We start from the raw sequence: 15,856 nt of genomic DNA, 5'->3' as shown, positions 1-15,856 counted from the left end.
AGTGCACGTAATTCTTTCCGCTAGTCATGGACTAGTAGATGCCCGTATTGCGTTCTAAACCCTTGCTGCTAGGACAGTTAGGGCTAGTCGCCGATCGCCGCCAAAGAGGGTTGCAGGTGAGTAATAAAGCCGGTTTCTGGGCTCGTAACGAATTTTTGATTCGCCGACTCCATTCGCTGACAGGCCTTTTGCCAGTTGGCGCCTACATGATTGTTCATCTGTTGGTGAATTCGAGCGTCGCTGTTTCGCCGGAGACGTTCCAGCGGAGCGTATTCAGCATTCACGCATTGGGGGCGCTTCTGCCGCTGGTCGAATGGACGTTCATCTTCCTGCCGATCATGTTTCATGCGTTTCTCGGCCTGGCGTTCACCTTCGGCGCTTCGCCCAATTACACCGAGTACCGCTACAACAGCAACTTTCGCTACACCATGCAGCGGGCGACCGGCATGTTGGCCTTTGTCTTTATCGCCTGGCATGTGTTTCACATGCATGGCTGGATTCATAACGACGCCTGGCGCCATCTGATCGCCGGCTACGGCGGCATGTTCCATCCGTACAACGCCGCAACTTCGGCCGCCCATGCGATGCAGGCCTCGGTTTTGTATCCGGTCTTTTACACGATCGGCGTGTTGGCCTGCGTGTTTCACCTATCGAACGGCCTGTTCACGATGGGAATCACGTGGGGGATCTGGATCAGCCCGAAAGCGCAGTCCGGCGCCAAACTGGTCACCGGCGTGTTTGGTTTGGGACTGGCGCTGCTCGGCATCACGTCGATCGTGGGTCTTTGGACGCTGAAGAACTTCGCCGAGATTCGCGAGAAAGAAAACACCGCCTACGAACTGCTGGTCGAAACCGGCGACATTCCGGCCAACCCCGAAAAACGGGATCTGTCGGCTGATGAGTCGCTGGACGAAGCGCCGCCGTTTACCGGCGCTGCGGCTCCGAAAGAAGAAGCGGTGGAAAAACCGGCGGTCAGCGAGTAACTTCGCGCTACGATATTAGAAACAAAGCACTTACTGGCTGTCGCACGGCGGCTCGACTCGATACGAGGGACATTCTGGCATGGCGAAGCAACGCGTTCTGATTATCGGCGGCGGACTCGCCGGTTTGGCGGCCACGATGAAACTGGCCGAACTCGGCATCGCTGTCGATCTGATGAGCATCACGCCGGTCAAGCGATCGCACAGCGTTTGCGCCCAAGGCGGGATCAACAGCGTCAACGACCAGACGCGTCAGCTGGGTGACAACGAGTGGAAGCACTTTGACGACACCATCTATGGCGGCGACTTTTTGAACCACCAGCCGCCGGTCAATGAGATGGCCCTGTGGGCTCCTAAAGTAATCGATCTGATGGATCGCCTAGGCGTGACCTTCAATCGCACGCCGGAAGGTTTTCTCGATCGACGCCGCTTTGGCGGCACCCTCTACAAGCGAACGGCGTTCGCCGGAGCAACCACCGGCCAGCAATTGCTGTACGCGCTCGACGAACAAGTCCGCCGCTGGGAAGTCGAAGGGCTGGTCAAAAAGTATGAAGCTTGGGACTTTATGAGTCCCATCCTGGACGACGCCGGCGTTTGCGTCGGCGCCGTCGCGCAAGACATCGTCACGATGGAGCTGCGGAGCTTTCGAGCAGACGCCGTCGTGGTCGCAACCGGCGGTTGCGGTTTGATCTATGGCCGCTCGACCATGTCGATGACTTGCACCGGCAGCGCCGCAAGCCGCTGTTTGCAGGTGGGCGCCAAGTATGGCAACGGCGAGTGCATCCAGGTTCACCCGACTGCGATCCCCGGCGCTGACAAATTGCGTCTGATGAGCGAAAGTGCTCGCGGTGAAGGGGGACGCGTGTGGGTTCCGCGGACGCCGCAAGATTCGCGCAGCCCCAAGAGCATTCCCGAAGCCGAGCGTTATTACTTCCTGGAAGAACGTTACCCGGCTTACGGCAACCTGGTGCCGCGTGACATCGCGACGCGTGAAATTTTCAACGTCTGCGTGAACGAAGGGCTGAGCGTCGAGAAAGACCGCCAGTGCGTTTATCTTGATCTGACCCATATCGACGCCGCCGAGCTGACCCGCAAACTGGGCGGCATTCTCGATATCTATCAAAAGTTCCAAGGCGTCGATCCGCGCTACACCCCGATGAAGATCTTTCCGGCGGTCCACTACTCGATGGGCGGTCTCTGGACTGACTATCAGCGGACCGAAGAGGGACGTCTGCAAGTTGGTTCGCCTAAGAACCAAGTTACCAACATCCCGAATCTCTACGCGATCGGCGAAGTGGACTATCACTATCACGGCGCGAATCGCTTGGGCGCCAACTCGCTGCTTAGCTGCATTTTCTCTGGCCTGTTTCTGGCGCCAGGTTTGGAAACGCTGCTGAAGAACGTACCGGAAGGACAAGCGGCCCACGAGCGTCCGCAGTCGCTGTACGACGCGGCGTTGGCCAAGCAGAATGACCGTCATCAGAGCCTGCTGAAGAACACCGGCGGCGAGAATCCCTACCTGATTCATCAGGAGCTGGGGAACATCATGACCAAAGCGGCGACCGTGGTTCGCGTCAACGAACAGTTGGAGAACGCGATCGGCCTGGTCCATGATTTGGGCGAGCGGGTCAAACGCTGTTCATTGTCGGATACCGGATCTTGGTCGAACCAAAATGTCTTGTTCACCAAGGCGCTGCAAGACATGTTCCCGATCGCCAAAGCGATCTTGAAGGGAGCGTTGCAACGGGACGAATGCCGCGGAGCTCACTACAAACCGGCGTTTGAATTGCCGGGCCTAACCTCCGAAAATTATGAAGAGCGTCACCATCAAGCCGAAACGTGGTGCGACAAATTTCAAGAGAATGTCGATAAGTTCCTGAAGTCGACGATCGCGACGATCGACGCCGACGGTGAGCCGACGATCACGTACGAAGAAGTCGACACTTCGTTGTTGCCGCCGCGCCCCCGGCTGTATGGTCTGGTTGGCGCCGACATCATCGAAAAGACCTGGAAAGAACGAACCAACGCGAAACAAGCGGCCGCCAAAGCAGCGAAGGCAGCCGAAGTCGCCTCGTAAAGCTTTCTGATTTTCACCCCGAAATAACTACGAACAACCGTTGTACCAGTCGCCGCGCTGCGGCGCTTTTAACGATTCGCAGGAGTCGCCAGTAAGCCATGATCGCTCACTCTGAAGAGACGCCGAGCCGTCCCAAGCCGCAGTCGTTCACCGTCAAAGTGCTTCGGAAAAACGGCCCCGGCCAGCCGAGCTACTGGGCCTATTTCACGATTCCCTACGAACCGGAATTGAACATCATCAGCGTGCTGCAAAAGATCGCGGCTCGCGGCCAGGAAGATGGGGGCAAAAAATGCTCGCCGGTCTGCTGGGACTGCAATTGCCTGGAAGAAGTCTGCGGCGCTTGCACGATGGTGATCAACGGCAAAGTGCGACAAAGCTGCTCGGCGCTGATCGATCGTCTGTTGGACGATGATGGCGCGACGATCGAACTTCGTCCCATGACCAAGTTCCCGGTCGTGCGCGACTTGATGGTCGATCGCAGCCGCATGTTCCAAGCGCTGAAGAAGGTCAAAGCCTGGGTGCCGGTAGACGGTTACTATGACCTGGGACCTGGTCCCAAACAATCGATGGCCGCCCAGGAAGCTTCATACCCGCTCTCCGAATGTATGACCTGCGGCTGCTGCTTGGAGGCTTGCCCGCAGTTCTCAAAGATCGAGCTCGATCAGCAGTCAGGCGAATCGACCGAAGCGTTCCAAGAACGCAAAGAAGAAACGTTCGACGCCAACTTTGTCGGCCCGCACGCGATCAGCCAGGTGGTGCTCTTCAACACCAACCCGACCGGCAAGATGAACAAACGCGAGCGGATGGACGCGATCACCGAAGAAGGAGGCGTTCAGGTCTGCGGTAACGCTCAAAACTGCGTCGCCGTCTGCCCGAAGCATATCCCGCTGACCCGCAGCATCGCGACGATCGGCCGCGACGCGACCTTCCATACGCTGAAGAAGTGGTTCGACTGGTCGTAGGTTCAAACAGGGTGGTCCGATACGTCTTTTATTGACTCTCCGGGCCACCTTTTTTACGCTCTTGACATATCGTAATGTAGCGATATATTAACATTAAGGGGCGGGGCGGAAGGCTTTCGCGGCGAGTATCGCCGCCGCCGTATTTGCTTGCCCGCATGTTATCTCAAGCGTGAAGGAGTTTGCGCCATGACCAACATTACCACCATTTCGCCGCAACAGTTGGCCGAACGGGAAGCGTCAGGCGAGCCGATCGAGTTGATCGATGTCCGCACGCCTGCCGAGTTCCGTGAGGTTCACGCTTCGTCGGCCCGCAATACGCCGCTGGAGTCGCTCGACGCCGCCAGCGTGGTGAAGACGCGTCAGCAGGCCGAAGATCGCCCGTTGTACGTGATCTGTCGCAGCGGTAAGCGAGCCGATCAGGCTTGCCAGAAGTTTGTCGCCGCCGGCTTCACCAATGTGGTGAACGTCGAAGGAGGAACCCTGGCGTGGGAAGCTGCCCATCTGCCGGTCGTCCGCGGCAAAAAGGCGATGGCGCTCGAACGTCAGGTACGCATCGCCGCCGGATCGCTGGTGTTGCTGGGCGCGGTGCTAGGACTTGCGGTGCATCCTTACTTCATCGGCATCGCAGCGTTCGTCGGCGCCGGCCTCATCTTCGCAGGCGTAACCGACACCTGCGGCATGGCGATGGTTTTGGCGCGCATGCCGTGGAACCAAGTGAAGGACGAGGCAGGGGGCAGTTGCCGAGTAGCGTAGGGTCCGCTGTGAGACCAAGCTTTCGCGCTGCATAGCGCCCACAAAAATTGTGTGTGATGCGGATGGTCCGCACAGCGGCGATTGCCAGACTTTTCTTCACCTAGCGCGCAACAAAATCCCTCGATCGCCATGGCGTGCGAACGAGGGATTGTTGATTCAAAGGCTTGCGTAAACGTCGTGTCGCCGCTGGATCGGTGACCTATCGCCGAGGCAATGGGTTCAAGATCGGCAACGAAGCTTCCTGCGGATGAAGCAACGACGGTTCGTCCAAATCCTTCGCTTCCAGTTGAACTTCGGCTGGCTCGCCGTTGGCTAGTTCTTTCTGCTCTTCCATCGGCTCCCCTTCTTCGTCCGTGATGACGATCATCGGGGGTTCGTCAATGCTCGACAGACCTTCGTCGAAATTGCTGGGGTAGTCTTGTGAGCTGGCGACACGCCCATCGGGGTTCCAGCTCATCCAGCGACCAATTTGCACGCCGCCTTTGAAGGCGCCGTCCGTCTTTTTCAGGCCGTTTTCGTGCCACCACAACCAGCGTCCATCTTCTTTGCCGGAAATATACGATCCTTGAATCGCTTTTTGACCGTTGGCGTACCACCAGATGAATTTGCCAACCGGCACGTCGAACTCATATTCCCCTTCGACCTGAATCTGGCCGTTGGAGTAATACGTGATCCACTTGCCATGGCGTTCGTCTTTGCCTTGCGGCTCGAAGTCGGCCAGTTGCGCATCCCACCAGTTGTCCTTGCTTTTGGCGACCAGCGGAGCGTGCAGGTAAACCCCTTCGCTCTTCTTGCGCCCCCCCTTTTCTTGATCGACTTTCGCAGCCAACTTACGCCCCTTGATATAGATCGAGCGACTGGGCGATTTGGCGCCGCGAGCGTACTCCTGCACTTCGCCGTCCAGCAAACCATTCACATAGTTCGCTTCCTGCAGCTTCGAGCCGTCCACGTTGTAGAAATTCGCCGGTCCATGGCGCTCGCCATCGACGAAGCTGATCTCCATGATGATGCGCTGATTGGCGTCATGAATTCCCCAAACGCCGTGCAACTCGCCCTCTTTGAAAGAAGCGGTCGACACGAAGGGAGGCTTGAATTGATTGAACGGCGCCGAACGAAACATGTTCGATTCGCTGCCGCGGTACCAGCGAGACCAGACGCCATCGCGACGGTTATGTTGGTATTGGCCTTCGGCAAGCATCGTGCCGCTTTCGTCCAGATGCTTCCAGTAGCCGTGATTGACGTAATTCCCTTCGTCGTCCTGCGTCACTTCACGTTCGATCTTGATCGAGGCGTTGGGATAACGCTCTTGAATGAGTTCGACGTCGCCCATCGCAGCAATCGCTGGCGAGCATAGCGCGACGCAGCCCAACAGGGCCCAAGCAGTCGCGGTCATGTGTCGTCGCATTTCGCACTCCTTTGCATTAGATCGTTCCAGAAGGGTCTATCAATCGTCACTTCGCAGTGTCGGCTCGCTGCGGGCCGACGTTTGCGGACGAGACGTTCCCCCTGGCGCCCGTCTCTTGATTCCAGTCAACTTCCTTGACCGCCCCATCAAGATTCGTCCTGATTACTGTTTCGACACGATCGGTAGGAATTTCTAGCTCCTTCGGTTTCTGCCGAATTAGCGGCAAATGCGCAAGCCTTCCCCTGACCGCTAACGCCTTGCTTAAACTACCCAAAGACCCGACCCAAAAGGGGGTCGCAAAATCAGCGCATGCGTCGACCCTGGCAAGCTGTTACGATAGAGCTGTTAGTCCCGCCTGTTTCCCCTCTGTGATTTGCCCATGGTTCGTTTATCGGGTTTCTGCACGTTGCTGGTTTTGCTGGCGAGCCATCCTGCTAGCGCTCAAGCGATGGACTCCTACCGTTCACCAGTTGATGTTGCGATTGGCCCCCAGGCCAAGTGGTTGCTAGCCGCCAATCAGACCTCAGGAACGCTATCGCTAGTCGACCTGTCGACAGGCCGCGTTCTGGATGAAATCCCGGTTGGCGCTCGTCCTAGCTATGTCGTGCTATGCGCAGATGGGCAGACCGCGCTGGTCAGCGCCGCCGATGACGGGCTGCTGGTCAAAGTGCAGATTGACGCCGGTAAGCTCACGAAAATCGCTGATATTGATGTCGGCTTCGACCCCCACGGCGTCGCCGTGCGGAAGGACGGAACCCGGGCCTTTGTAGCGCTTCCCAGCGGACATGCGGTCGGCGTGGTCGACCTGGTGCAAAATCGCCTGATCGAGCATTCCTATCCCGGGCCGCTTCCTCGTTATCTAACGCTCAGTCCTGATGATTCGCGACTCGCGGTCGGTCTCTCCGGCGACGGAACCATCGCCGTCATGGAAACCGTCGGCAACTCGGTCCTGTACGCAACCCGCATCAAAGGCTTGAACATCGGTCACATGAAAACGTCGGCCGACGGCAAGCAGGTCTACTTTCCGTGGCTCCACTACGGAGAGAACATCCCGTCCCCCTCCAATATCCGCCGCGGCTGGGTGCTGGGAAATCGACTCGGTCGCGTCGACCTGACCGAAGATGTGCTGGACGAGGTTCTCTCGCTTGATACCGAAGGGAACGCCGTCGCTGACGCATTTGGACTCGATCTCACCCCAGACGAGTCGCAGGTGGTGATCTCGGCGAGCGGCACGCACGAACTGCTAGTGCTGCATCTGACCGATTTGAAGATGTACACGATCGGTTCGACGGAACATATCGATCAAGAACTACTCGATGATTCGGCCCGCTTCGCCCGCATTCCGATCGGCGGACGCCCGATGGGACTGGAGATTACGCCCGACGGCGAAAGCGTCTACGTTGCGAACTATCTGTTAGACGCCGTCCAAGAGATCGATCTGGCGACGCGCACCATCAAGCGGACGATTCCGCTCGGTTCTCCGGTCGAAATGACCTTGGCTCGCCAAGGAGAAGCGCTCTTTTATGATGGAGACAAAAGCTTCGACCGTTGGTATAGCTGTCACAGTTGTCACTATGACGGCGGCAGCAACGCGGAGATTTTCGATACCCGCAATGACCGCACGGTCGGCACCTACAAGACGGCGCCGGTCTTATGGAACGTTAGTCAGACGCAGCCTTGGACCTGGCATGGTTGGCAGCAAGATCTGCGCAGCGCCATGCAGACGTCCTTTACCGAAACGATGCAAGGGAAGCGATTGGAAGAGCATGAGATCGACGCGTTGATCGCCTACTTCAATCAATTGAAACCGCCCTCCAATCCGCATGCGCGTGATTCGTCCGCTTCGCCGGCCGTCGCCCGCGGCAAAGCAATCTTCTTCAGCGACAAAGCGGCCTGCAGCAGTTGCCACGCTGGCGAGAGCATGACGGACGGCCAAATGCATGATGTCGGCACCGGACACCGGCGCGATCGTTTTGACGGCTACAACACGCCGTCGCTATTGGGGGTCTACTCCAAGGTTCGCCTGCTGCATCATGGTCGAGCCCGCACGCTGGAGGATGTGCTGACCGAGTATCACGCTCCTGAAAACGTCGCCGGCGAAAAGCTGACCGATCAGGAAACGCGAGACTTGGTGGAGTATTTAAAGACGCTGTAAGCAGGCCAAGCGACGCTTCTCATTCCATGTGTCGATTGGCCGTTAACCAACAAATCGCCGGCACCTCTTCGATCTCCACAAACAGGCGTTCCCAGAAATAGCCCCCGGCTTATCACCGGTTGAACGGGGCGAACCGGCGTTTCTTGAAGCGAAATTTCAGAATCTTTGTCCCGCTAGATCACGCTTCTGCGATTAACCTATTGCGGCAGTTCCCGGCAGGCTTTTTTACGAAGAGCTGGAATCGATTGAAGCGGCGAGAAGAGATGCGTTAACGCCTCCACTCTCTAACGCCAGCTAATATGACGATTTGCATTCCGTCTTCCCAAATTCCCTACCGCCCTACTTATTCGCGCGCAAGGGATTTTATTCTAACCACAGCTAATTGACTCCCCAAAAGGGGAGGCATAGATTGACGGCTGCAGATGTTAGCGACGTTTCCCTTTCGGCGTGTATCTGTCTACCCAAGGCAAGGAGGATGACGATGCGATCTTACAAGTTCATTGCGGTCAGTGCTTTCGTTACGGCGACCCTCTTCTCTGCTTCGCCGCTGTTGGCACAGAAGAAGCTTGGCACCTTTTTCAGCCCTTCACCAAGCAGCGGCAATCTTTGGGGCAATTCCGGCAGTTCTCCCCGGGGCTATGGGCAATCGCATGGGCATCACCCATCGAGTAACAATAACTCCGATATTGGAGGAGCCATTGTCAAAGGCATCTTTGATTTGGGCGTCGAGGGGATGAGGCAGAACAATAACAACAATAATCGCTACGACAGACGCGACTATTATCAGCCGCCTCGCCAATCAACTTACCCTCCGCGAAACTACTACCCAACGCCAGCTCCGACGCAAGTTGCGCCAGTAGTTCCCAAGAATGTGGCGCCCAAAAAGAACATCGCGCCGGTGAAAAAGGTGGCCGCGAAGCGGAATAATGTCATGAACGGCGAAGCATTCTTGGCCCTCTCCAACCATGATATCGACCGCGCCAACGAGAAGCTGCAAGAACAGCAAGAGGAAGAAATCGATAACCTTGAGGAAGACTTGAAAGATCAACTTCCGCCCAATGACACGGACTTGATCACGCAAATGAATAACGCCAACATCGATCCCGCCGTCCAGCAACAGATCCTAGACGCAAAAAAGCGAGGGGATTCCGCCACGGTGCAGATTCTTTATACCGCCAACGCCGACCCCAATCATGCCGGAGAAGCGGTCGATTTGGCGAATAAAATCAATCTACAAAATGACGTAAATGACTTACGAGACAGGAACCAGAATGGCAAACTGCGTGAAAGAGACATTGATCAGTTCGCCGATAAAGTGAAAAACGTGTTTCCGCCTGGTCCGCAGCGCGATGATCTGCTCGCCCACTTGGACGACATGAATCAAACGGCCGAAGTCCAAGACCTGCTCGGCAGCGCGATTCCCAACGCCGGCATGGGCGGACTCGGCGGCGGCACGGTCACCGTGATTCACAATCCCAATCTACCGGACGGGACGGTCATCAATCTCGGCAACGGCACAATGATGGTCGGCACCGGCGGCCTGGGAAGCTTGAATGTCGGCACATCTTCATTGGCCGAGGCGATGGGATTGCCGGTCGCCCAATCGTTGCCGGTCCCCGAATCAGACGCGACGATTCCGACCAGCGGAGTTGTGCTGCGAAACGCGTCGGAGAATGGCGCCGAGATCTCGTACGTCATCAACGGCAAATATGACTACTCGATGCAATCGGGCCATATCCAAACGCTCGGCGAAGGAAAATGGATCATTCTCTATGATCGCGGTGATTCCTATGGCGAAGCGAAATACACGCTGACCCGCGGAACCTATGAGTTCACCCCCAGCGACAATGGATGGGCGCTCTTCGCCAAAAAATATGATGTCGAAATCGACAACTCGGGGAATCCCAATGAATTCCACTATGTCGTCAACAATGTCCCTGCGGTTGTTGGGCCTTACAGCGTGAAGACCCACAACAGCGCTTACCCGCTCGAAGTTCGCTTTGATCGCGGCGACGGCAAGGGAGAGGAACGTAAAGTTCTGGATGGCGGAACGTTCCAGGTTGCGGTCAGTCCCAACGACAATAAGTGGGACCTCTACTCGACCGACGGAATTCCGGTACTTGCCGGAGATAGCAGCGGAGGCATCAACCTGTTCGGCAACTAACGCCGCGGAGCAATACCTTCCCATCCATCCGTTTTGAGGGGCGTCGCATTGCGGCGTCCCTTTTCTTTGCGCGCAAGGGAAAATGATCCTCAAAAAATAGCGGGAGAGACGAAAAAGCTCTGTCTTTCGTGCGGTTTCTGGTCATCGGATTCGGTTTAGGCTAGACTTGAATTTGCACCCTAAAGCGGCGATTCCTTCCGACTTGCCGCAATTTTGGCGCTGCTCACCCCCTCGCGCCAAAGCCTTCCGTCTATTCCTTCCAACTCTACGAGAAAGACCCCATGAAGAAATTGCCTGGTCTTCTTCTACTCGCTGCGATCTTCGCGACCCCCATGTTTCTTTCGATTGCTCACGCTGAAGAAGGCTTCAAATCGATCTTCGACGGCAAAACGCTCAACGGTTGGCGTGGAAAAGAGCAGTTCTGGAGCGTCCAAGATGGCGCGATCACCGGACAAACCACAGCAGAAAACCCGACCAAGGGAAACACCTTCCTGATCTGGGACCAAGGGAAAGTCGACGACTTTGAGCTGAAGCTGAAATACAAGATAATCGGCGGCAACTCTGGCATTCAATATCGCTCGACCGACCTCGGCGACTTCGTCGTGAAAGGGTACCAGGCCGATATCGACAGCAAAGACACTTACAGCGGCATCAATTACGAAGAACGCGGCCGCGGCATCATCGCCAATCGCGGCGTCAAAGCGACCATCTATGACGACAATAAAGGGAACAAGAACGAGCGGTTCGCCGAGTCGGCCGACATTCAAGCCAAGATCAACAAAGAAGATTGGAACGAGTACCACATCGTCGCCAAGGGGAATCATCTCACGCATTACATCAACGGCGTGAAGACCTCAGAAGTTATCGACGAAGGGAAAAAGGACAATCGCGAAAGCGGCATCCTCGCTTTGCAATTGCACGCCGGCCCGCCGATGATCGTGCAGTTCAAAGAGATCGAGCTGAAACGAACCAAGCTGGAAAATGGCAAGAAGAAAGTCGTCTTCGTGCCGGGCATGCCCAGCCATGGCTGGGGACAACACGAACATACCGGCGGCAGCCGCTTGCTGATGTTGGCGCTGACCGAAAATGTCCCCGGCTTTCAAGGTGCGATCTACCCCGGCGGCTGGCCGGAAGATCCGACCGCGTTTGATAACGCCGATGCGGTCGTCGTCTTTTGCGACGGCGGCGGCAGACACCTGCTGAACGCGCACCTGGCCGAGTTCGATAAGTTGATGAAAGATGGCGTCGGCCTGGCTTGCCTCCACTACGGAGTCGAAGTTCCGAAGGGAGAACCGGGCGCAAAGTTCCTTGACTGGATCGGCGGTTACTTTGAAACCGATTGGAGCGTCAATCCGCACTGGACCGCCGACTTCAAAACTTTCCCCGATCACCCGATCGCCAACGGCGTGAAGCCGTTCTCGATCAATGACGAGTGGTACTACAACATGCGGTTTCGCAACGACATGGACGGCGTCACGCCGATCTTGTCGGCCGTTCCGCCCAAGTCAACGCTGGATCGTCCCGATGGTCCCCACAGCGGCAATCCTCACGTCCGCGCGATGATCGGCCAACCGCAGCATGTCGCCTGGGCGGCCCAGCGGCCTGACGGCGGCCGCGGCTTTGGCTTCACCGGCGGCCACTTTCACAGCAACTGGGGCAACGACGACTTCCGCAAGGTCGTCCTCAACGCAATCGTCTGGGTCTCGGGCGAAGAAGTCCCCGCCACCGGCGTCGAGTCGAAATCGCTCACCCAGGACGACCTGGAAGGATTGATCGGGCCCAATCCCAACGCCGCAAAAAAAAAGATAAATAAGGCTCAGGTCGAAACGGCGAAAGCTGACGAAACTGCGGACAAAGCCAAATACCAAAGCAAAGTCGTGACCACGCGCACTCCTGGTCACTCAGTCAATATTGATGTCGATATCACCGGCGCGAAACAGCTCTATCTGGTCGTGACAGACGGCGGCGATGGTTTCTCCTGCGACTGGGCCGATTGGGTTGAGCCGCGACTGATTGGCCCCGCGGGCGAAAAGAAGCTGACCGAACTCGAGTGGAAGTCGGCCACTTCGCAGTGGCGTTCGGTCAATCGCAATCGTAACGTCGACGGCAGCCCCATGCGTGTCAACGGTCAGCCGGTCGAAAATGGAATCGGCACGCACGCGAATTCAATCATCGCTTACGATCTTCCGGAAGGTTACACCCGCTTCCAAGCCAAAGGCGCTCTCGATAACGGCGGCAGCGATCAACAGGGAGGCAAAGTCTCGAGCGTCAGCTTCTCGGTCTATACGACGAAACCTTCCGCCAAAGCGCTGAACGTCATCTCCGACGGAGGAACGACTCGCGAGCCGGAAGACGCGATTCAAGGGCTTGACGTTTATGACGGCCTGGAAGCGACGCTCGCCGCATCAGAGCCCACTTTGAAAAGCTTGACCAACTTGGATGTCGACCATCGCGGCCGTGTCTGGGTTTGCGACGTGATGAACTATCGCCGCAACAACGACTCTCGTCCCGAGGGGGATCGCATCTTGATCCTTGAAGATGAAGATGGGGATGGCGTTTGCGAAAAATCCAAAGTCTACTATCAAGGTCGAGACGTCGACTCGGCGATGGGAATCTGCGTCCTCGGCAACAAGGTGATCGTTTCGGCGGCGCCCAACATCATCGTCTTCACCGACACCGATGGCGACGACAAGCCCGATCAAAAAGAACTGCTCTTCACCAAAACCGGACAGCCGCAGCACGACCACTCGGCTCACTCGTTCCTGTTCGGCCCCGACGGCAAGCTTTACTGGAACGTTGGCAACACCGGTAAGCAGGTCTTTGATAAAGATGGCCAGCCGGTTGTCGATATCCATGGCCGCGAAGTGGTCGACAACGGCCAGCCTTTCTTCGGCGGCATGCCGTTCCGCTGCAATCTGGATGGCAGTGAGTTTGAAGTGCTCGCCCATAACTTTCGTAATAACTACGAAGTGTCTGTCGACTCATTCGGCACGCTCTGGCAAAGCGACAACGACGACGACGGCAACCGCGGCGTTCGCATCAACTATGTGATGGAGCAAGGGAACTACGGCTATAAGGATCAGATGAACGGTTCGAGTTGGCGGACGCCGCGCACCGGAATGAGCGACGAGATTCCGCTGCGTCACTGGCATTTGAATGATCCCGGCGTCGTGCCGAACTTTTTGCAAACCGGCGCCGGCTCGCCGACCGGCATCTGCGTTTACGAAGGTCGCTTGCTGCCGAAAGTCTTTTGGGACCAGGTGATCCACTGCGACGCCGGACCAAACATCGTGCGGGCATATCCGGCCCAAGACGACGGCGCCGGCTACCAAGGCGAGATCGTCGACATCCTGTTTGGTGCACGGGACAACTGGTTCCGTCCGGCCGACGTTTGCGTTGCGCCCGACGGCTCTCTCTTTGTCTCGGACTGGTACGACCCAGGCGTCGGCGGTCACGGGCAGCGCGATCTCGATCGGGGCCGCTTGTTCCGCATCGCTCCCCAGGGAGAAGGTTACCACGCGCCGAAGTACGATTTCGACACGATCGACGGCGCACTCGCGGCGCTGGAAAACCCCAATCTTTCGGTCCGCTACATGGCCTGGACTTCGCTCCACAATCAAGGAGCGAAAGCGGAAGCAGGCCTGCGCAAGATGTTTGAAACCAACGCCAACCCGCGCATTCGCGCTCGAGCGCTCTGGCTGCTTGGCAAGATCCAGGGACGCGGCCAGCACTACGTCGCTCAAGCGTTGGCGGATAAGGACTCCAACATCCGGATCACTGGTTTGCGATTGGCCAAGCAGCTAAAGCTGCCGATCGAGCCACTGGTCGCCAAGTTGGTGAACGACCCTTCGCCGCAAGTTCGTCGCGAAGCGGCGATCTCCTTGCGTTGGGCCGATAGCCCCGAAGCAGCCAAGCTGTGGGCGCAACTTGCCGTGCAGCATGACGGACAAGATCGTTGGTGCCTGGAAGCGCTCGGCATCGGCGCCGATTTAAATTGGGATGCTTGTCTGGAAGCCTACAAGAGCCAGGTCAGCGGCAAGCTGGATACGCCAGCGGGTCGCGATATTGTCTGGCGCAGTCGCGCTGAACCTACCTCCAGTTTGCTGTCAGCGATCATCCGCGAAAACTCGACGCCGTATGAAATGCTGCCGCATTACTTCCGTGCGTTCGACTTCCAAGCCAAGAGTGACGCCAAAAGCCAGATCCTAGCCGATCTGGCTTTCTCTGGCGCCGGAACCGACGCCAAAGCGAAATCGCTGATCCTCAGTGAAGCGATCAGCCGGCTCGATGGATTTGACGTCACGAAAAACCCGCAATACGCGACCGCGCTGAAATCAGCGCTCGAAGAACTGTCTGGCTCACCGGTCTTTGTCCAGTTGATCGACAAGTTCAACGTAAGTGATCGTTACGTCGATCTGTTGGCGATCGCCCAGCAGCAACCAGGCGAAGAGATCGGAGTCGCCGCGATGAAGGTGCTGCTGAACAAGAACCAACGCGACATGGTTGTCAGCGCGATTCATGACAAAGATCTCAAGAAGGCGATCGCCACGGCCGAAGCGGTCGGCAACTCGGCCGCCGGCCCTGCGATGGGCATCATGCAGAAGCTGGTCGACGATCCGTCCATGGATCTCAGCCTTCGTCGCATCGCGGTGAAAGCGCTCGCCGCCAATCGCGGCAGCGCGAACAAGCTGGTGGCGCTGGCCAAGTCTGGCAAGCTTGATCCGGCGCTGATGCAAGCGGCCGCGGCTCCCTTGACCGCTTCCACTTGGCAAGAGGTTCGCGATCAAGCGACGGCGATCTTCCCGGCGCCGCCGAGCAAGGACAATCAGCCGCTGCCGCCGCTGGCCGAACTGGTCAAGATGCGTGGCGACGCCGTCAACGGCCAAAAGCTGTTCGCCGGCGAGGCGACCTGTTCCAAGTGCCATATCGTCAACAATCAGGGAAAAGAGGTCGGACCGAACCTGAGCGAGATCGGATCGAAACTAAGCCGCGAAGCGACGTTCGAATCGATCTTGTATCCCAGCGCCGGCATCAGTCACAACTTTGAGAACTTTGCGGTCTTGTTGGAAAACGGCACGGCGATCACCGGGCTGCTGGTCAGCGAAACCGACGAAGCGATCACGATCAAGAATCAGGAAGGACTGGTTCGCACGTTCTCGCAAGATGAAGTTGAAGAGATGAAAAAACTGTCGATTTCCTTGATGCCGAACGACCTGCAAAAACTGATGACCGTACAGGAATTGGTCGACGTGACCGCTTACCTGGAAACGCTGAAAAAGAAGAACTAACGCTCTGTAATGCGAGGGAACGCTGGCCCGCTGCGCATTAGAAAAAATTAGCGGGCTACGAAGATAAATAGG

8 protein-coding genes are annotated in these 15,856 nt (G+C 57.1%); 7 read left to right on the top strand and 1 reads right to left on the bottom strand.

All coding sequences use genetic code 11. From position 1 onward, the window contains the following. Positions 1–116 precede the first annotated feature (116 nt). The 4 genes from M4951_RS23905 (at position 117) to M4951_RS23890 (ending at position 4,772) form a co-directional block, all read left to right on the top strand. The gene (locus tag M4951_RS23905) at positions 117–983 is read left to right on the top strand and encodes a succinate dehydrogenase cytochrome b558 subunit (RefSeq protein WP_262024109.1); all 867 of its coding nucleotides are present in this window, start codon (positions 117–119) and stop codon (positions 981–983) included. A 79-nt stretch (positions 984–1,062) separates the two neighbouring features. Next, the gene (gene sdhA / locus M4951_RS23900; RefSeq protein ID WP_262024108.1) at positions 1,063–3,057 is read left to right on the top strand and encodes a succinate dehydrogenase flavoprotein subunit; all 1,995 of its coding nucleotides are present in this window, start codon (positions 1,063–1,065) and stop codon (positions 3,055–3,057) included. 98 nt (positions 3,058–3,155) lie between these two features. After that, complete coding sequence (gene sdhB / locus M4951_RS23895) at positions 3,156–4,019, top strand: succinate dehydrogenase iron-sulfur subunit (protein WP_262024107.1); 864 nt, start codon at positions 3,156–3,158, stop codon at positions 4,017–4,019. 195 nt (positions 4,020–4,214) lie between these two features. After that, the gene (locus tag M4951_RS23890; protein WP_262026963.1) at positions 4,215–4,772 is read left to right on the top strand and encodes a rhodanese-like domain-containing protein; all 558 of its coding nucleotides are present in this window, start codon (positions 4,215–4,217) and stop codon (positions 4,770–4,772) included. A gap of 199 nt (positions 4,773–4,971) precedes the next feature. On the opposite strand, the gene M4951_RS23885 is transcribed toward M4951_RS23890, so the two are convergent. Beyond that, entirely contained in the window at positions 4,972–6,177 is a 1,206-nt protein-coding gene (locus M4951_RS23885; protein WP_262024106.1) for a toxin-antitoxin system YwqK family antitoxin, read from the bottom strand. A 379-nt stretch (positions 6,178–6,556) separates the two neighbouring features. On the opposite strand from M4951_RS23885, the gene M4951_RS23880 reads away from it, so the two are divergent. From M4951_RS23880 to M4951_RS23870, 3 genes are all read left to right on the top strand, one after another. Beyond that, on the top strand, positions 6,557–8,332 hold the full coding sequence (locus tag M4951_RS23880; RefSeq protein WP_262024105.1) for a cytochrome c peroxidase: 1,776 nt from the start codon (positions 6,557–6,559) through the stop codon (positions 8,330–8,332). A gap of 481 nt (positions 8,333–8,813) precedes the next feature. Next, a complete protein-coding gene (locus M4951_RS23875; protein WP_262024104.1) occupies positions 8,814–10,496 on the top strand; it encodes a hypothetical protein in 1,683 nt (560 codons plus the stop codon). 281 nt (positions 10,497–10,777) lie between these two features. Continuing rightward, the gene (locus tag M4951_RS23870; RefSeq protein WP_262024103.1) at positions 10,778–15,784 is read left to right on the top strand and encodes a PVC-type heme-binding CxxCH protein; all 5,007 of its coding nucleotides are present in this window, start codon (positions 10,778–10,780) and stop codon (positions 15,782–15,784) included. The last annotated feature ends 72 nt before the right edge of the window (positions 15,785–15,856 follow it).

The sequence above is a fragment of the Blastopirellula sp. J2-11 genome, from assembly GCF_024584705.1.
Taxonomy (GTDB): domain Bacteria; phylum Planctomycetota; class Planctomycetia; order Pirellulales; family Pirellulaceae; genus Blastopirellula.
This window is presented reverse-complemented; position numbering and strand designations above follow the sequence as displayed.

What these genes read in the sequence shown, in the direction of transcription:
- M4951_RS23885 (WP_262024106.1), bottom strand. Translation starts at nt 6,177, where the DNA reads ATGCGACGACACATGACCGCGACTGCTTGGGCCCTGTTGGGCTGCGTC.
- M4951_RS23875 (WP_262024104.1), top strand. Translation starts at nt 8,814, where the DNA reads ATGCGATCTTACAAGTTCATTGCGGTCAGTGCTTTCGTTACGGCGACC.
- M4951_RS23870 (WP_262024103.1), top strand. Translation starts at nt 10,778, where the DNA reads ATGAAGAAATTGCCTGGTCTTCTTCTACTCGCTGCGATCTTCGCGACC.
- M4951_RS23880 (WP_262024105.1), top strand. Translation starts at nt 6,557, where the DNA reads ATGGTTCGTTTATCGGGTTTCTGCACGTTGCTGGTTTTGCTGGCGAGC.
- sdhA (WP_262024108.1), top strand. Translation starts at nt 1,063, where the DNA reads ATGGCGAAGCAACGCGTTCTGATTATCGGCGGCGGACTCGCCGGTTTG.
- sdhB (WP_262024107.1), top strand. Translation starts at nt 3,156, where the DNA reads ATGATCGCTCACTCTGAAGAGACGCCGAGCCGTCCCAAGCCGCAGTCG.